Source organism: Ruegeria sp. AL11, assembly GCF_056540865.1.
The window spans coordinates 236,365-254,126 of the sequence record NZ_JBQFXO010000005.1 but is presented as its reverse complement, the minus strand read 5'-3'; the positions used below and the strand labels follow the sequence as shown (position 1 = coordinate 254,126).

18 protein-coding genes and 1 riboswitch are annotated in these 17,762 nt (G+C 58.7%); of the genes, 17 read left to right on the top strand and 1 reads right to left on the bottom strand.

Going from position 1 to position 17,762, the window contains the following annotated elements; genetic code table 11:
- Positions 1-57: 57 nt before the first annotated feature.
- From ACR0IP_RS10435 to cmk, 9 genes are all read left to right on the top strand, one after another.
- Positions 58-1,080, top strand: coding sequence for a PhoH family protein (locus tag ACR0IP_RS10435; protein ID WP_170377675.1), 1,023 nt, complete (start codon positions 58-60; stop codon positions 1,078-1,080).
- Between the two features lie 34 nt (positions 1,081-1,114).
- Complete coding sequence (ybeY, locus tag ACR0IP_RS10430; protein WP_170676942.1) at positions 1,115-1,609, top strand: rRNA maturation RNase YbeY; 495 nt, start codon at positions 1,115-1,117, stop codon at positions 1,607-1,609.
- A 36-nt stretch (positions 1,610-1,645) separates the two neighbouring features.
- On the top strand, positions 1,646-2,527 hold the full coding sequence (locus ACR0IP_RS10425) for a hemolysin family protein (RefSeq protein ID WP_170640489.1): 882 nt from the start codon (positions 1,646-1,648) through the stop codon (positions 2,525-2,527).
- Positions 2,524-4,029, top strand: coding sequence for an apolipoprotein N-acyltransferase (lnt, locus tag ACR0IP_RS10420; protein ID WP_480525396.1), 1,506 nt, complete (start codon positions 2,524-2,526; stop codon positions 4,027-4,029). The genes ACR0IP_RS10425 and lnt overlap by 4 nt, the downstream gene beginning before the upstream one ends.
- A 41-nt stretch (positions 4,030-4,070) precedes the next feature.
- A riboswitch (SAM-SAH riboswitch) is annotated at positions 4,071-4,119 on the top strand.
- A gap of 5 nt (positions 4,120-4,124) precedes the next feature.
- Positions 4,125-5,306 (top strand): methionine adenosyltransferase, encoded by a 1,182-nt coding sequence (gene metK, locus ACR0IP_RS10415; RefSeq protein ID WP_170691058.1) that lies wholly within the window; start codon positions 4,125-4,127, stop codon positions 5,304-5,306.
- A gap of 108 nt (positions 5,307-5,414) precedes the next feature.
- Entirely contained in the window at positions 5,415-6,128 is a 714-nt protein-coding gene (gene trmB / locus ACR0IP_RS10410; protein ID WP_425083919.1) for a tRNA (guanine(46)-N(7))-methyltransferase TrmB, read from the top strand.
- Positions 6,129-6,213: 85 nt separating this feature from the next.
- Entirely contained in the window at positions 6,214-7,287 is a 1,074-nt protein-coding gene (locus ACR0IP_RS10405; RefSeq protein ID WP_425083918.1) for an amidohydrolase family protein, read from the top strand.
- Between the two features lie 85 nt (positions 7,288-7,372).
- Positions 7,373-8,719: a 3-phosphoshikimate 1-carboxyvinyltransferase gene (aroA, locus tag ACR0IP_RS10400; RefSeq protein ID WP_480525393.1), complete on the top strand. Its 1,347-nt coding sequence runs from the start codon at positions 7,373-7,375 to the stop codon at positions 8,717-8,719.
- Positions 8,716-9,330, top strand: coding sequence for a (d)CMP kinase (gene cmk, locus ACR0IP_RS10395; protein WP_480525391.1), 615 nt, complete (start codon positions 8,716-8,718; stop codon positions 9,328-9,330). The genes aroA and cmk overlap by 4 nt, the downstream gene beginning before the upstream one ends.
- 23 nt (positions 9,331-9,353) lie before the next feature.
- On the opposite strand, the gene ACR0IP_RS10390 is transcribed toward cmk, so the two are convergent.
- Positions 9,354-9,830 (bottom strand): YHS domain-containing (seleno)protein, encoded by a 477-nt coding sequence (locus ACR0IP_RS10390; RefSeq protein WP_170377702.1) that lies wholly within the window; start codon positions 9,828-9,830, stop codon positions 9,354-9,356.
- Positions 9,831-10,048: 218 nt separating this feature from the next.
- Between ACR0IP_RS10390 and ACR0IP_RS10385 the strand changes: the two genes are divergently transcribed.
- The 8 genes from ACR0IP_RS10385 (at position 10,049) to trpB (ending at position 17,750) form a co-directional block, all read left to right on the top strand.
- Positions 10,049-10,585 (top strand): hypothetical protein, encoded by a 537-nt coding sequence (locus ACR0IP_RS10385; protein WP_480525389.1) that lies wholly within the window; start codon positions 10,049-10,051, stop codon positions 10,583-10,585.
- Positions 10,586-10,847: 262 nt separating this feature from the next.
- Positions 10,848-12,533 carry a tryptophan halogenase family protein gene (locus tag ACR0IP_RS10380; RefSeq protein WP_170377706.1) on the top strand — a complete coding sequence of 562 codons (1,686 nt, stop codon included), beginning with the start codon at positions 10,848-10,850 and terminating at the stop codon, positions 12,531-12,533.
- Between the two features lie 278 nt (positions 12,534-12,811).
- Entirely contained in the window at positions 12,812-14,488 is a 1,677-nt protein-coding gene (rpsA, locus tag ACR0IP_RS10375) for a 30S ribosomal protein S1 (RefSeq protein WP_170377709.1), read from the top strand.
- 269 nt (positions 14,489-14,757) lie between these two features.
- On the top strand, positions 14,758-15,042 hold the full coding sequence (ihfB, locus tag ACR0IP_RS10370; protein ID WP_008758048.1) for an integration host factor subunit beta: 285 nt from the start codon (positions 14,758-14,760) through the stop codon (positions 15,040-15,042).
- A 7-nt stretch (positions 15,043-15,049) separates the two neighbouring features.
- Positions 15,050-15,400: a lipopolysaccharide assembly protein LapA domain-containing protein gene (locus ACR0IP_RS10365; RefSeq protein WP_170378121.1), complete on the top strand. Its 351-nt coding sequence runs from the start codon at positions 15,050-15,052 to the stop codon at positions 15,398-15,400.
- Between the two features lie 9 nt (positions 15,401-15,409).
- Positions 15,410-16,051, top strand: coding sequence for a phosphoribosylanthranilate isomerase (locus ACR0IP_RS10360; RefSeq protein ID WP_170377711.1), 642 nt, complete (start codon positions 15,410-15,412; stop codon positions 16,049-16,051).
- 47 nt (positions 16,052-16,098) lie between these two features.
- On the top strand, positions 16,099-16,434 hold the full coding sequence (locus ACR0IP_RS10355) for a DUF3291 domain-containing protein (protein ID WP_170640475.1): 336 nt from the start codon (positions 16,099-16,101) through the stop codon (positions 16,432-16,434).
- 68 nt (positions 16,435-16,502) lie between these two features.
- Positions 16,503-17,750 carry a tryptophan synthase subunit beta gene (trpB, locus tag ACR0IP_RS10350; RefSeq protein WP_170640473.1) on the top strand — a complete coding sequence of 416 codons (1,248 nt, stop codon included), beginning with the start codon at positions 16,503-16,505 and terminating at the stop codon, positions 17,748-17,750.
- The last annotated feature ends 12 nt before the right edge of the window (positions 17,751-17,762 follow it).

Genomic DNA, 17,762 nt, shown 5'->3' with positions numbered 1-17,762 from the left:
CACCCGGTCCGAGTTCTTGTCTACGCTCAAGGTGAAACGCCAAGACAGGAGAACGGATTGGCCATCGGTGCCCTTACCCCACCGCAAGATGAGATGCCCCAGCGCGAGGCATTTGTAGAATTCCCAGACAACCGCTTGTTGATTGATTTATGTGGCGAATTTGACCGCAACCTGACCGAGATCGAACAGAAGCTCTCGGTCCAGATTGTGCGCCGTGGCAATCAGTTGGTGGTGATGGGCGAAGAGGATTCGCAGAAAAACGCAATTGAGGTTTTGCAGGCCCTCTATACCCGTCTGGAAGGCGGGCGCGATGTTGAAGCCGCTGATGTGGACCGAGAGTTGCGAATGGGTGGCTCGGAACAGGGGACCGGTAGTCGAGACGGCGACCAGCTTGAGATGTTCAAGGGCGGTACCGTTGAGATCAAGACCCGCAAAAAGCTGGTCGAACCCCGCACGGATGCGCAAAAAGCCTATGTGCAGTCGCTTTTCCAGAATGAACTGGCCTTCGGAATCGGACCGGCGGGTACCGGTAAGACATATCTGGCCGTTGCCGTAGGCGTGTCGATGTTTATCGGCGGCCATGTGGACCGCATTATCCTCAGCCGTCCTGCGGTCGAGGCCGGGGAAAAGCTGGGTTACCTGCCGGGCGACATGAAGGACAAGGTCGATCCGTATATGCAGCCGCTCTACGACGCGCTGAACGACTTTTTGCCGGGAAAACAGCTCGCCAAACTGATCGAGGAAAAACGAATCGAAATCGCTCCGCTGGCGTTCATGCGAGGGCGGACGTTGGCCAATGCCTTTGTTGTGCTGGACGAGGCGCAGAACGCGACGACCATGCAGATGAAGATGTTCCTGACCCGTCTGGGCGAGGGTAGTCGTATGGTTATCACGGGTGACCGGTCTCAGGTCGATTTGCCGCGTGGGGTTCAATCTGGGCTGGCAGATGCCGAACGGCTGCTGAAAACGATCCCGAATATCAGCTTCAACTACTTTACTTCGAAAGATGTGGTGCGGCATCCGCTTGTCGCCGCAATCATCGAAGCGTATGAGGCCGATTCAGGGCGCGAGACAGGATAACTCAAGGTCCAACGTCAGGCTTTGAGGCGACAGGATGAATCTTGAACTCACCGTGGAAGACGACCGCTGGCAGGGGCTGGAGCCTCTGTCTTCGCGCGCGGTTGAAGCGGTTCTGCACCATTGTGGGCTGGATCCGGATTTGTGTGAGGTCAGCCTGCTGGCCTGCGATGACACCCGAATTGCGGAACTGAACGCCGAGTTCCGGGAAAAACCAACACCGACGAACGTTCTGAGCTGGCCCGCCGAAGACCTCGCAGCGGATGTCGCAGGTGAAACCCCCGAACTGCCGGAACCCGATTTTACCGGCGAAATTGCCCTCGGGGACATTGCGATCTCATACGAGACTTGCGCGCGCGAGGCGGCTGAGGCGGGCAAATCCATGTCTGATCACGTGACGCATCTGATCGTTCACGGAACGTTGCATTTGCTGGGGTATGATCACATTCGTGACCCCGATGCGACCTTGATGGAAGGGATTGAGGTCAAGATACTTGGCAAACTGGGTATCAATGACCCATATAATAGGTGAAGCGGGTTATTTCACCCGATCAATTGGAAGAGGACAATGGGCGATACAGACGGCAGTTCTAGGGCGGCGCAAAGCGCGCAGTCTGAGAATTTGGACATTGAAGAGAAAAGCGGTTTCTTTTCGCGGATTATGGATGCCATCTCAGGGGCCGAAGAGGAGCAAAGCGCTCCGGTCAACGGGCATGAAATAGCCGACAATCAACATCGCGGCATGGTTAACCTGCGTCGCAAGCGGGTTGAGGATGTCGCCATTCCGACCGTTGAAATCGTCTCGGTTCCCTCAACGATTTCCAAGGATGAACTGGCTCAGGTCTTTCGCGAAAGCGGCCTGTCGCGGATACCCGTGTATGAAGGTACGCTGGATACGCCGCTGGGTTTTGTCCACCTAAAGGACTTTGCTCTAACCCATGGGTTCAATGGTGGCGGAGCCGAGTTCGACCTGACCTCGATGCTGCGCACGCTGCTGTTTGTGCCGCCCTCGATGCCTATCGGTGTTTTGCTGACCAAGATGCAGACCGAACGCCGTCACATGGCGTTGGTGATCGATGAATATGGCGGCGTTGACGGATTGTTAACCATCGAAGACCTGATTGAGCAGGTCGTCGGCGAAATCGCCGATGAGCATGACGCGCATGAAGATCAGCTTTGGCTGCAGGAAAAGCCGGGTTGCTACGTCGTTCAGGCCCGCGTTCCGCTTGAGGATTTTGAGGCCGAGATCGGACGTTCTCTGACCAGCCACGAGGATGTGGACGAGGAAGAGATCGAAACTCTGGGCGGTCTAGTCTTCATGCTGTCGGGTCGTGTTCCGGCGCGGGGTGAGGTTGTACTGCATCCCGAAGGCCCGGAGTTCGAGGTGATCGATGCCGACCCGCGCCGCATCAAGCGTCTGCGCGTCATGTTGCCGGACGTCGCTGCATGATCCCTGTCCGGGGTTGGCCTTTCTGGCTTAGACTTGGTGCCGCAGCTGCCTTGGGGGCGCTGGGCGCTTATGGCTTGGCGCCGTTTGGCTACTGGCCGCTGACGCTGATTGCGCTGACCCTAATTCCCGCGTTCTTTCTCGCCTGTGAAACCCGCGCGCGGGCCGCGTGGTTGGGCTGGGCCTTTGCCACCGGCTACTTCGCCCATGCGCTGAGTTGGATCATCGAGCCTTTCCAAGTGGACGCCGAGCGCCATGCGTGGATGGCTCCGTTTGCGCTGGTCTTCATGGCTGGCGGACTGGCGTTGTTCTGGGCAGTGGCATTCTGGGCGGCGCGGCGGGTTGAAGCTCCGGCCGCGCGGCAGGCTGTGTCGCTGGCCCTGACATTGTCGCTGGCTGAGTTTGGACGCGGTTATCTTCTGACCGGCTTCCCCTGGGCCGGGGTTGCGCAGGTCTGGGTCGACACACCGGTTGCGCAAATTTTGTCTTTGGTTGGTCCCTATGGGCTGGCTGCGCTGACCTTCGCGGTAACGTTTTCGCTTGGGGCTGCGATGGCGCAACCTGTGGCTCTCCGCTCGCTTTTGGTTCCGGTCGTTGCGTTCGCAGGTGCCACGGTTCTTGCCGTGGTCTACGCTTCCGGCAGACCGACCATTGAATATGGCGAAAATACTGTCCGATTGATCCAGCCAAATGCGCCTCAGCATCAGAAATGGGATCCTGCATACGCGCCCCTTTTCTTCGCTCGGCAGATCGAATTCACCGCGGCAGAGCCACGTCCCGACCTGATCGTCTGGCCCGAGACTGCAATTCCGGCGTGGCTCAGCAGCGCCGATCCTTATCTTGAGGCCGCCACGGATGCAGCTCAGGGCGTTCCGGTTATTCTGGGCATTCAGCGAGGGGACGGCCCTCGCATCTACAACTCGATGATCTATCTCGATGAGAACGGGCAGCAGACGGGTCTTTATGACAAGCACCATCTGGCCCCGTTTGGCGAATATGTCCCGTTCGGAAACCTGATGGCCCGTTTCGGTATTCACGGCATGGCCACAACGGCTGGTCATGGATTCAGTTCGGGGCCGGGGCCTGCAGTGATGCAGGCGGGCAAGCTGGGGCAGGCGCTGCCGCTGATCTGCTACGAAGCCGTCTTTCCCCAAGACGTAAACGGCGCGCCGGAACGCGCCGATTTCATCTTGCAGATCACCAATGATGCGTGGTTCGGAACCCGTTCCGGCCCTTACCAGCATCTTGCCCAGGCCCAGATGCGGGCGATTGAGCAGGGGCTGCCACTTATGCGGTCCGCCAATACCGGCATTTCGGGGATGATCGACCCTTTGGGGCGGATTACCGCATCGCTTCCTTTGGGGCAGGCCGGGTTTGTGGACGCCGATCTGCCGTTGCCTCTTGCGCCGACGGTTTATTCCCGCACGGGGGACCTGCCCGTGTTCGCGGTCTTGCTCTTGTTGGCCGTGTTGCTGTGGCGCATGCTGCGGCCGCGCAGCGCCTAGTTTCCGATTGACGTCATTTCGCAAGGCGCGTATGCCCTTGTTGCCTGTCACAACGGCTTCCTGGCGTGGCAGAGGAACTTCAATGGAGCACATTTATGTCCCGACAGAACTACACTTTTACTTCGGAATCAGTTTCCGAAGGGCACCCCGATAAGGTCTGTGACCGGATTTCGGACGCCGTACTCGACGCATTTCTGAATGAAGAACCCGAAGCGCGCGTGGCGTGCGAAACCTTTGCTACGACCGATCGGGTTGTCATCGGTGGCGAAGTAGGTCTGTCTGATCAGGAAAAGCTGCACGACTATATGGGGCGCATCGACGAGATCGCGCGCGCCTGTATCAAGGATATCGGTTACGAGCAGGACAAGTTTCACCACGAAACAGTCGAAGTGACGAACCTGCTGCATGAACAGTCCGCTCACATCGCTCAGGGCGTTGACGCGTCTGGTGACAAGGATGAGGGCGCGGGCGATCAGGGCATCATGTTCGGCTACGCCACGACTGAAACCCCTGCGCTGATGCCGGCACCGATCCAGTATTCGCACGCGATCCTGCGTCGTCTGGCCGAAGTACGTAAAAACGGCACCGAGCCTGCTTTGGGCCCGGACGCGAAATCGCAGCTGTCCGTTGTTTACCGCGATGGCAAGCCGGTTGGCGTCAGCTCGATCGTTCTGTCCACGCAGCATCTGGATGAAGCGCTGACCTCGGACGACATCCGTGCGATCGTCGAGCCTTACATCTCTGAGACCCTGCCCGAAGGGTGGCTGAGCGCTGATACCGAATGGCACGTGAACCCGACCGGTAAGTTCGTGATCGGAGGCCCGGACGGAGATGCGGGCCTGACGGGTCGCAAGATCATCGTCGACACCTATGGTGGCGCAGCCCCTCATGGTGGCGGAGCGTTCTCGGGCAAAGACCCAACCAAGGTGGACCGCTCGGCAGCTTATGCCGCGCGCTACCTGGCCAAGAACGTGGTTGCCGCCGGCATGGCAGAACGCTGCACCATCCAGCTGAGCTATGCGATTGGCGTCTCCAAACCGCTGTCGATCTACGCCGACACCCATGGAACCGGCCAGATCGCAGACGCCGTGATCGAAAAAGCTGTTGGTCAGGTCATGGATCTGACGCCACGCGGCATTCGTGAGCATCTGCAACTGAACAAGCCGATCTATCAGCGCACCGCAGCTTACGGTCATTTCGGCCGTGAACCCGCTGCCGATGGCGGCTTCAGCTGGGAACGCACTGATCTCATCGACGCCCTAAAAGCGGCGGTCTGATCCAAGACAAAAGGGGCGCGTCTCGCAGGATGCGCCCTTTCTCTTTTTCGAGATGCTCCGAGGGTCAGCCCCTTGTCACAAGACGCGCGCCACAGTAAGGGCACCGCCATGAGCAACCAGACACCCCAACGCCCCCGCAGAAACTTCTATGGCCGCTTCAAGGGCAAAACCCTGAAGCAAAGCCAGAAGACGTATCTGAACGAAGACCTCGATGCCCTGTCGCCCGGTGCTGTCGATTGGGAAACGAACCCCGAACGCCACCCGCTCGACCTCGATGCGCTGTTTGGCGGCAAGGATGTCTGGCTTGAGGTCGGCTTTGGCGGTGGCGAACATCTGGTGCATCAGTCCGCGAACAACCCCGATATCGGAATCATCGGGGCCGAGCCTTACATCAACGGCGTCGCCATGTTGCTCGGCAAGATCCGTCAGGCTGGGGTCGAAAACCTCGCGGTGCATCCCGGTGACGCGCGCGACCTGTTCGATGTGCTGCCAGAAGCCAGCATTTCACGCGCCTTCCTGCTCTACCCAGATCCGTGGCCCAAAACGCGCCACCACCGCCGCCGCTTCGTGACGCCCGAACATCTGGAGCCTCTGGCGCGTGTCCTGAAGCCCGGCTCGATCTTCCGCGTGGCCACCGACATTCCTGACTACGTGCGCCAGACGCTTGAGGAAGTACCCCGCGCCGGTTTCGAGTGGTTGGCTGAACGCCCTGTCGATTGGCGCGAGCCTTGGGACGACTGGATCTCGACCCGCTATGAGCAAAAGGCCCTGCGGGAAGGGCGGACACCGCACTATCTGACCTTCCGCCGGACAGACGCCTGATCGGTTTCAAATTTTTGTAATCCTGCACGCTATGCTAGGCTGTGCGCGTTACGCGTTTTCAGCATAGCTTATTTCAAGGATTACCATGTCTGATATTCGGATTACCAACTGCCACACGCATCTGTTTCACTCGCGCCACGTGCCCGAGGACTATCCCTATCCGGCGCTCAAACCGTTCAAGAAGATGCCATGGTTGATCAAGGCTCTGGCTTTCGGTGCCAGACTGATCGGCCAGCCTGGCGTCGCTGAAAAATTGGATCGGCTCTATCGTTTTCAGCAGGAAACGGATGAGGGCAGCCAGCGCGAGATTCTGGATAACCTGCAGCGACATTACCCCAGCAATACCCGTTTTGTCGTCTTGCCGATGGATCTGTCAGCCTTTGGCTTCGGCGCGCCTGAGGTGCCCCTGCGCGACCAGCACGACGAACTGGCGCAGCTCTCCACTGACCCAGAGGTTGGCCCTTCGGTGGTTCCCTTCGCAACCATCGACCCGCGGGCTGATCCCAATGCCACTGAACTGTGGCGTGCCATTGATGATCTGAAGTTTCGTGGGGTCAAACTCTATCCCCGTTTAGGGTTTGCACCGAATGACCCGGTTCTGATGCAGCATGTCTATCCGGGATTGCAGGACAAAAACCTGCCGGTGATGTCGCATTGTTCGCGTGGCGGGGTTCAGGGGCGGTATCTTTCCGACTATTGGGCCGACCGTTATACAGAGCCTGAGGCGTTTATCCCGGTGATGCGCGCCTTTCCCAACCTTCGGATCTGTCTGGCACATTTTGGTGGGCAGCGAGACTGGCATGCCTACGTCAATCCCGATCACAGCGACCCTTTGGACGATGCATTCAACCGGAATTGGCTGAGATCCATTCGCGACTTGATCGGCAGCGGAGACTTCGAAGGCCTGTGGACGGATATCTCCTACACCCTTTTCCAGTTCGAAGACTATGCGCCGTTCCTGCGTTTGTTCCTGATGGGCGAGGATGAGGAAAGCGAACGCCTGCGGTCGCGCGTTTTGTTCGGGTCGGATTACTACATGACCCGGCAAGAGGCGCTGTCAGAAAAGGCGGTCTGTATCCGGTTGCGCAACGTTCTGGGCGAAGAGATCTTTCGCCAAATCGCCGAGGAAAACCCGGCAAAATGGCTGGGAGAGACCTGAGAGACACCCATACCCTTATTGCCGCTGGACCAACTGGTCCCAATTCGCTAATCGGCATGGACTGATAGCGAAAACAGGAGCCCCCATGTCCGGACACGGCACGCCCATCCCGATGACCTCGCATCCCTGCGGCCCGTTGAACGGAACGGCTGAGGTGCCCGGCGACAAGTCGATCTCGCACCGGTCGCTGATCCTTGGTGCGATGGCGGTTGGGGAAACCAAGATCTCGGGCCTGCTTGAGGGCGAGGATGTCCTGGACACTGCCAAAGCCATGCGTGCCTTCGGGGCCGAGGTGACAGACCATGGCGGCGGTGAATGGACCGTGCATGGTGTCGGTGTCGGTGGCTTTGCCGAACCCGATCAGGTGATCGACTGTGGCAACTCGGGCACCGGCGTGCGGCTGATCATGGGCGCGATGGCAACCTCTCCGATCACGGCGACCTTCACGGGTGATGCTAGCTTGAACAAACGCCCGATGGCGCGGGTCACAGATCCGCTTGCGCTGTTCGGCGCGCAGGCGGTTGGCCGCTCGGGCGGGCGCCTACCGATGACCATCGTGGGCGCAGCGGACCCGACCCCGGTCCGCTATGAGGTTCCGGTTCCTTCGGCTCAGGTGAAGTCGGCCGTTCTGCTGGCGGGCCTGAACGCCCCCGGCAAGACCGTTGTGGTCGAGAAAGAGGCCACCCGTGACCATTCGGAACGGATGCTGGCCGGTTTTGGGGCCGAGATCACCGTTGAAGATACAGATGAAGGTCGCGTGATCACGCTGACCGGTCGACCCGAGCTGAAACCTCAGGTCATTGCCGTGCCGCGTGACCCGTCGAGTGCCGCTTTCCCGGTTTGCGCGGCGCTGATCACCCCCGGTTCGGACGTGCTGGTGCCCGGCATCGGTCTGAACCCGACCCGTGCGGGCCTCTTTACCACTCTGCGTGAGATGGGGGCGGACCTGACCTATGAAAACGAACGCGAAGAGGGCGGTGAGCCCGTCGCCGATCTGCGCGCCAAATACTCGCCCAACATGAAGGGGATCGAGGTCCCGGCCGAGCGCGCGGCCTCGATGATCGACGAATATCCGGTTCTTTCCGTGGTGGCAGCCAATGCGACCGGCACCACGATGATGGACGGCGTGAAAGAGCTGCGCGTCAAGGAAAGCGACCGGATCGACGCGATGGCGCGCGGGTTGCGGGCCAATGGCGTGACCGTGAATGAAGGTGACGATTGGTGGGCGGTCGAAGGGCTGGGCATCGGCAACGTTCCCGGTGGTGGCACCTGCGAGAGCTTTCTGGACCACCGGATCGCGATGTCCTTCATGGTGATGGGCATGGGCGCTAAAACGCCCGTTTCGGTCGATGATGGCGGCCCGATCGCAACCTCGTTCCCGGTCTTCGAGCCGTTGATGGCCTCGCTGGGTGCCAAGGTCGAACGGGTATGAGCTTTACCGTCGCCATTGATGGCCCTGCGGCGGCGGGCAAAGGGACGATCTCGAAAGGCGTCGCGGCGCATTTCGTGTTTGCCCATCTGGATACGGGGCTGTTGTATCGTGCCGTGGGACGTCGCGTGTTGGATGGGGTTGATCCCGTCGCGGCGGCCCAAACTCTGACCGCAGAGGAACTGGAGCAAGGCGATCTGCGCTCGGCTGAGATCGCGCAGGCGGCGTCAAAAGTTGCTGTCATCCCCGAGGTGCGGGCCGCGCTGGTCGATTTTCAGCGTGCCTTTGCCCGGCGCGCGGGCGGGGCCGTATTGGATGGGCGCGATATTGGGACGGTGATCTGCCCCGAGGCTGAGGTGAAACTGTTTGTCACTGCCAGTGCTGAGGTGCGGGCCGAACGCCGGTTTTTGGAGCTTAGCGCCAAAGGGTCTGATGTAACGCGTGATCAGGTCTTGGCCGATGTGCGCGAACGGGATGCGCGCGATGCGGAGCGTAGCACCGCCCCCATGAAACCCGCCGAAGATGCCGTTCTGCTGGACACGTCCGAACTGAGCATCGACGACGCTCTGGCACAGGCTGTCGAAATCATCACACAGAAAAGACCCGCAGCGTAGCTGCGGGCCGTTGTTCGTACGGATCAGAGTTCGCCGACGGCGATGCTCTTGATATTTGCCCATTGGTCGTCGGCGGTCTTGGCAGTGCCGACCACGTCTTTCAGGAAGGCGGCGCGGGTTTCTGCGTTCAGGAACAGGAACAATTTGCCGTCCGCGATCAGGTACTGATCCGGGTCGCCGTCGAACTTCTTGCCAACCGAGACACCGAATGAGCAGAAGCCGCCGTGCTGGGGCAGGTAGGCCGCCGGGTTCGCCTCGAACGCCTCGCGGTTTTCGGCGGTGGTGAAGTAGTAGGACGCGCCATCATAGGTGGCCGAGTGGGTTGCAAAACCTTCGACCGGGTTGCCGCTGTTGACCAGCGCGACCAGATCCACCCCATGCGCAGCAAGCGGCGCGCCAGCCGCCGAGATGCCTTTGGAGACGTTGATTTCATCCGCAGCAAAGGCCGGGGCCGACAGGGCAAGCGCAGCAACAAAAGCAGTGAAGACGAGCGATTTCATTTGGGTCATCCTTTCATTTTCAGATCCGGGCTGAGGTATCCCTCCGCCGATGTGACATAGTTAGGACAGGAGTTTTGTACGCGTAATCGCAGATAGACCGCGAAACTGTGCAGATCGTTCAAACATCCGGATTACACGCAAAAACACTTCACACAGCTTTGTTTGGCCAGTGACCCGGTTGATTTCTAAGGTAAGGGGGCAACTATGGGAGTGGCCTCATGATCCGACTAGCTTTGATTTTGTTCCTCATCGCTGGCAGCGTGAGCGCGCAACAGGACGAACCGCCCGTGCCTGAGGGCGAGCCTCCGATGACGTATGAGCGGTTGGGCAGGATTCTTTTTGCGCTTGATCCGGAAACGCAGCCCAACGGGCCGGGGTTCCAGATCACCATTGCGGATGTGCCGGTTCTGGTGATCACCGATGTCGTGGCCGATCGAATGCGCGCCATGGTGCCCATCAGCAGCACGGCGGATCTGTCTGTGGAGGATCTGCAACGGATGATGCAGGCCAATTTCGACAGCACGCTGGACGCGCGCTATGCGATTGCCAACGGAACCCTGTGGGCCGTGTTCATCCACCCGCTGTCGCCGCTGAAAAAGGATCAGCTGATCTCGGGCCTAGCGCAGACGGTGAACATCGCAAACACTTATGGCACTCTGTATTCGGGCGGAGCGGCTGAGTTCGGAGGGGGTGACAGCGGCGATCTGCAGCGTGCGCTGATCGACGATCTTTTGAAAAAGGGCGAGGAAATCTGAAATCGGAATGTGACCGCGTTTCAATTTGACACAGCTCGGCGTTGCCGGATTTTTGGCGCTATCAATTTGGGGCCAAAAGACCAAGTGAAACCCATTAAGTATCTGCTCAAGAAGGGTAAAATAGCCACATCGACAGGGCCCTAGCCAGATGTAACAAAACTGTTATGCTCCCCACACAAGCAATAAAGGGAAGGCCGCCGGAAACCTCCAAAAAAGGGGGAAGTGGCCACAAAATTCCCTAAGCCAACAGGGACAGACAAACATGACCAAACGTTTGCGCAAAATCACCATCGTGGGTGGTGGGACCGCGGGCTGGATGACCGCGTTGATTTTGGAGATGGTGCTGTCGCGCACCTCCGCGCCCAAGGATCGCCCACGTATCTGCCTGATCGAAAGCCCCAATATATCGACCGTCGGTGTGGGCGAGGCAACCGTTCCCAGAATGCCGGTCACACTCAGGCAGGCGGGTATTTCCGAGCGGGACTTCTTTCGCGAAACCAATGCCTCATTCAAGCTGGGCGTGAAGTTCTGCAATTGGAACAAGGACGCCAAGGGCAATCGCATCGACTATGTGAACCCGTTTGCCCATGGTCAGATGCTGGAGGGGTTGGAGACGGCCGAGTATTTCCTGCGTTTTGGCAACGGGGATCGGGATTTCACCCAGTCCATTTCGCCGCATGATGATCTGGGTCGGATGTGCAAGGGCGCTCGGCCCTTGGGGGCACCGGAATTCGAGCAGCGCTTTGGTTACGCGTATCACCTGGACGCCGTGAAGTTCGCGGGCATGCTGACCAAGGTCTGCACCAAGCGCGGTGTTGAGCATATTCAGGATGAGGTGCAATCGGTCGAGCTGGATGAGCAGGGCAATGTCAGTCACCTGATGCTCGAGCGCAAAGGCCGTCATGACATTGAAATGGTCATTGACTGCACAGGGTTCCGTGGTCTGATCATCAATCAGGCTCTGGGTGAACCCTTCATGGATTACTCGGACTATCTGCCGAATGACCGGGCCATGGCGTTGCAGATTGAACATCCGGATCCGGAAAAGATTGAAAGCCTGACCCGCTCAACCGCGCTTGGGGCGGGGTGGACATGGCGCGTGCCACTCTTCAACCGAGTCGGCACGGGCTATGTGTTTTCGTCTGCGCACCGGACGGATGATCAGGCAGCAGATGAATATCTTGAGTGGCTGGGCGACAGCGGCAAGGGTCTGACGCCGCGCGTGATCCCGATGCGCGTTGGGCGCGTGCGAAACGCGTGGGTCAAGAACTGCGTGGCGATCGGCCTATCTGGCGGGTTCATCGAGCCGTTGGAAAGCACCGCGATTCACATGATCGACCATGCCGTGCGCTGGTTTGCCGAGCATCTGCCGACGCAGGACATCGAACCGGCCTTGCGGACGCGCTACAACCGGCAGATGGACAAGCTCTACAACGAAGTTTTGGAGTTTATCTGTTTGCACTACCGCCTTGGTAACCGCACCGATGACCAATACTGGATCGACGCGCGGACCGAAATGAAACTGCCTGACAGGTTGGCCGAGAACCTTGAACTCTGGCAGCATCGCTTGCCGATGGAGCATGATATCGAGTTCGTATCCCTATTCGATCACCGCGTCTATCAAACGGTTCTGCTGGGCAAACAGGTCTATGATACGGGCTATGGCGAAGGCATCCGTGATCGACTGCGTCCGTTGAAAAAACCGATCTGGTTCCACTGGTGGAAGGGCGCGCGCATGCATCTCAATGAGATTCTGCAAACAATGCCGGATCACAAAACGCTTCTGCGCGATATTCGGGGTGAGTTGAAGAAGCCAGCTTTTGGCAAGGCGGCTGCAGTGAAGCCTACTGTGGCCATGCCGGGCGCAAAGCCGACTCCTGTTGTGGTGCAGAACATGCCGAACCTGGCCGAAATCCAAAGCGGTGCGAAGGACCTGCAATTGTTCTAGGGCGCATAGGATTGGGCAAAGTAATCTTCGACACCCGTTGCGGTGCCGCGATTTAGGCTTTGCCCTTGCGTATCTGGCTGAAACAGCCTATACGCGCGCTGTCTGAACAAGGGCGGTTAACGTCCGGATGACGTATCTGAGCAGGGCCGGGTTACCTCGGCCCTTTGTGTTTGTGTAGTCAGATGCGCACCGGGTCACGCCCTAAGACATCATGAAACAAGACCGGCGGAAACAACCGCTCGGCCAGCAAAAACGTATGTAAAGGAAAACAACGCCACATGGCTAACGCATCCATGGAGGAATTCGAAGCCCTCCTGAATGAAAGCTTCGAAATGGACACACCCGAAGAGGGTTCTGTTGTCAAAGGTAAGGTTCTGGCGATCGAAGCCGGCCAAGCCATCATCGACGTAGGCTATAAAATGGAAGGCCGCGTTGATCTGAAAGAATTCGCAAATCCCGGCGAAGCCCCTGAAATCGCTGTTGGTGACGAGGTCGAAGTTTACCTGCGCGCCGCAGAAAACGCCCGTGGCGAAGCTGTCATCTCGCGTGAGATGGCCCGCCGTGAAGAGGCGTGGGACCGTCTGGAAAAAGCATATGCCGACGACCAGCGCGTCGAAGGTGCAATCTTCGGTCGCGTCAAAGGTGGCTTCACCGTCGATCTGGGTGGCGCAGTTGCGTTCCTTCCCGGCTCGCAGGTTGACGTTCGCCCCGTGCGCGACGCTGGCCCGCTGATGGGTCTGAAGCAGCCGTTCCAGATCCTGAAAATGGACCGTCGTCGTGGCAACATCGTTGTGTCGCGCCGCGCTATCCTGGAAGAATCGCGTGCCGAACAGCGTGCCGAAGTCATCGGCAACCTGTCCGAAGGTCAGACCGTCGAGGGTGTTGTCAAGAACATCACCGAATACGGTGCATTTGTTGACTTGGGTGGCGTTGACGGCTTGTTGCACGTCACCGACATGGCATGGCGCCGTGTGAACCACCCGTCCGAGATCCTGACGATCGGCGAAACCATCAAGGTTCAGGTCATCAAGATCAACAAAGAGACCCACCGCATCAGCCTGGGCATGAAGCAACTGCAGGAAGATCCGTGGGATCTGGTTGCTGCCAAGTATCCGCTGGGTTCGGTCCATCAGGGTCGCGTCACCAACATCACCGACTACGGCGCGTTCGTCGAGCTGGAAGCTGGTGTCGAAGGTCTGGTGCACGTCTCCGAGATGTCCTGGACCAAGAAAAACGTCCACCCCGGCAAGATCGTTTCGACCAGCCAGGAAGTCGACGTCATGGTCCTGGAAATCGACGGCGCCAAGCGTCGCGTGTCTCTGGGCCTGAAGCAGACTCAGCGCAACCCATGGGAAGTGTTTGCAGAAACTCACCCCGAGGGCACCGAGGTCGAAGGCGAAGTCAAGAACATCACCGAATTTGGTCTGTTCATTGGCCTCGAAGGCGACATCGACGGCATGGTTCACCTGTCGGACCTGTCCTGGGACGAGCGTGGCGAGGATGCGATCCAGAACTACCGCAAAGGCGATATGGTTTCGGCCGTTGTCTCGGAAGTTGACGTTGAGAAAGAGCGTATCTCGCTGTCGATCAAAGCCCTGGGCGGTGACAAGTTCGCCGAAGCCGTAGGCGGCGTGAAGCGTGGCTCGGTCATCACCGTTGAAGTCACCGCGATCGAAGATGGCGGCATCGAGGTCGAATACGAAGGCATGAAGTCGTTCATCCGTCGTTCGGACCTGTCGCGTGATCGTGCTGAGCAGCGCCCTGAGCGCTTCAACACCGGCGACAAGGTCGACGTCCGCGTTACCAACGTCGACAGCAAGACCCGCCGTCTGGGCCTGTCGATCAAGGCACGCGAGATCGCCGAAGAGAAAGAGGCCGTGGAACAGTACGGTTCCTCCGACTCAGGCGCATCGCTGGGCGATATCCTGGGTGCAGCGCTGAAATCCGGCGACTAAACCCGGTCTCTGACCCGATACAAATCAACGGCCCCGTACATGTGTGCGGGGCCGTTTTTGTTGCGAATCAACAAGTTCCCAAATTGGGCGCTAAAATGTACATACTATGTGCATGAACGGGATTTTGGGTGTTCAAGCTAAAAATCATGCGAGTTTGCCCGAAATAGCAGCTACAACACACAGAGTTTACGTTCCCCCGAACCGGGTTTTTTTCTATACTGTCCAGAACACTAGAGATGGTAAACCGGTCGCCTGGGAGGGTAGCGCGCATGATCCGTTCTGAATTGATTCAAAAAATTGCTGATGAAAACCCGCATTTGTATCAACGCGATGTCGAGCGGATTGTGAATACAGTTTTCGAGGAAGTCACAGACGCGATGTCGCGGGGCGACCGGGTTGAGCTGCGCGGATTTGGCGCGTTCTCGGTGAAAAAGCGCGACGCCCGCGTGGGTCGCAATCCGCGCACCGGCGAAACTGTGCAGGTCGAAGAAAAATGTGTGCCGTTTTTCAAGACGGGTAAGTTGCTTAGGGACCGATTGAACGGTAAAGCCTGACCTTATGATGCGCTACATTCGATATGCTTTTCTGGGGGCACTGGGGATCATCTTGGTCTCGGTCTCCCTTGCCAACGTAGAATCCGTTGAACTCAAGCTGATGCCCGACCCTCTGGCCGAGCTGCTGGGTTTCAACCTGTCTACCTCGCTACCGCTGTTTCTGGTGGTGCTGGGCGGCGTTGTGGCCGGTCTGGTCATCGGGTTCCTGTGGGAATGGATGCGCGAGCATAAGCATCGTCGCGATGCGACCGTCAAAAAAGGCGAAGTGCGCAAGCTTGAGCGCGAGGTCAAGAAGCTCAAGAAGAAGCAGAATGAAGGCAAGGACGAGGTTCTCGCCATTCTGGATGAGGCAAGCTGAGCCAAAGCAATGCCTGATGTGTCTGTCAAAATCTGCGGTTTGACCGCCCCTGATCACGTGCGCGCTGCTGTTGATGCAGGCGCGCGGTATCTGGGGTTCAACTTCTTCGCCAAATCCCCCCGCTATGTCTCGCCGCAGCAGGCCGCCGAGTTGGCGACCCATGTGCCGGCGGGCGTGGCCAAGGTGGCGTTGGTGGTGAATGCCTCGGATGAGGTGCTGGACGACATCACGCAGAACGCTCCGTTCGATATCTTGCAACTGCACGGGGGCGAGTCGATTGAACGCGTGCAGCAGATCAAGGACCGGTATGGTTTGCCGGTGATGAAGGTGATCGGGGTGGCCGATGAGGCTGACCTTGCCACCATTGATGCGTTTAGTGACGTGGCGGATCAGCTGCTGATTGACGCCAAGCCGCCAAAGAATGCTGTTCTGCCCGGAGGCAACGGCTTGGCTTTTGACTGGCGTCTGCTGGCGGGGCGCAAATACTGGCGCAAGCCGTGGATGCTGGCCGGTGGCCTGACCCCTGACAATGTGGCCGAGGCGATCCGTATGACGGGCGCGCGTCAGGTTGATGTCGCATCCGGCGTCGAAAGCGCGCCGGGAGTTAAAGATGCCGCCCTAATGAAGGCATTTATCGACGCGACGCAGTGATCTGATCTCGTATTCGCGCCGTACCTCTCGACGGAGGGGTACAAAACATGCTGGCGGCAATAGGCGGCGTTTCTCTGAAACACTGGTACAACGCGCCAGAGTTTTTCTGGCGAGCAGGGCAGGCCTTGCGGCAAGCGCGGGGCGATCCGCTATGCCTGCATGCGGCGACTTTCCGTCAAGACGGTCTCTATTTCTCGCTCAGCGTCTGGCACGATATCGAGGCGATGCTGACCTTCGCCCAATCAGGCCCGCACCGTCGCCTGATGCAGGAGGCGAGCCGTTTGGCAGATGTGAACCAGTTCCACCATTTCCCTTGCATAGGGGTCCCAACGACTGAGCAAGCGCTTGAACTTTGGCGGCATCATACCCTGGCTGCTGAATGAGGCGTTTTGCCCATGGCAAAACCTGCCGCTACCTCCTATGAACAACGGATACGACGCGGGAGACTTCCATGGCCAACGATCTTTTCAATTCCTTCATGTCCGGCCCTGACGAACAGGGGCGTTTTGGCATTTTCGGCGGGCGTTTTGTCAGTGAGACGCTGATGCCGCTGATCCTGTCGCTGGAAGAGGAATATGACAAAGCCAAGGACGATCCGACGTTTTGGGCCGAGATGGACGACCTGTGGGCGAACTATGTCGGGCGCCCCTCGCCGCTTTATTACGCAGAACGGCTGACCCAGCATCTGGGTGGTGCCAAGATTTATCTGAAACGCGATGAGCTGAACCATACCGGTGCACACAAGATCAACAACGTGTTGGGCCAGATCATTCTGGCACGCCGTATGGGCAAGACCCGGATCATCGCGGAAACCGGGGCAGGGCAGCATGGTGTGGCCACGGCCACCGTCTGCGCCAAGTTCGGCCTGGAATGTATCGTCTATATGGGCGCGCATGACGTGCAGCGTCAGGCGCCGAACGTGTTCCGCATGCGTCTGCTGGGGGCTGAGGTGATTCCGGTGACTTCGGGCCGTGGAACGCTGAAGGACGCGATGAACGACGCGTTGCGCGACTGGGTGACCAATGTGCGCGACACGTTCTACTGCATCGGCACCGTGGCTGGTCCGCACCCGTACCCGGCTATGGTGCGCGACTTCCAGTCGATCATCGGTAAGGAAGCCAAAGAGCAGATGATGAAGGCCGAGGGCCGTCTGCCCGACACGATCATCGCTGCCATTGGCGGTGGCTCAAACGCGATGGGCTTGTTCTACCCGTTCCTCGACGACAAAGAGGTCAACATCGTCGGCGTCGAAGCGGGCGGCAAGGGCGTGAACGAGAAGATGGAGCATTGCGCTTCGCTGACCGGTGGTCGTCCGGGCGTGCTGCATGGCAACCGGACCTATCTGCTGCAGGACGATGACGGCCAGATATTGGAAGGCTATTCGATCTCGGCTGGTCTCGACTATCCGGGCATCGGGCCCGAGCATTCCTGGCTGAACGATATCGGTCGTGCGAACTATGTCGCCATCACTGACAAAGAGGCGCTTGAGGCTTTCCAACTGTGCTGTGCCACCGAAGGCATCATCCCGGCGCTGGAGCCCAGCCACGCGCTGGCCCATGTGATGAAGATCGCGCCTGATCTGCCCAAGGATCACCTGATCTGCATGAATATGTGCGGACGCGGTGACAAGGACGTGCAGACCGTCGCAAAATACCTGAACTTCGACATGTCGGACACCGAAGGCCGCACGGCGGACTAACATTCGGTCAAG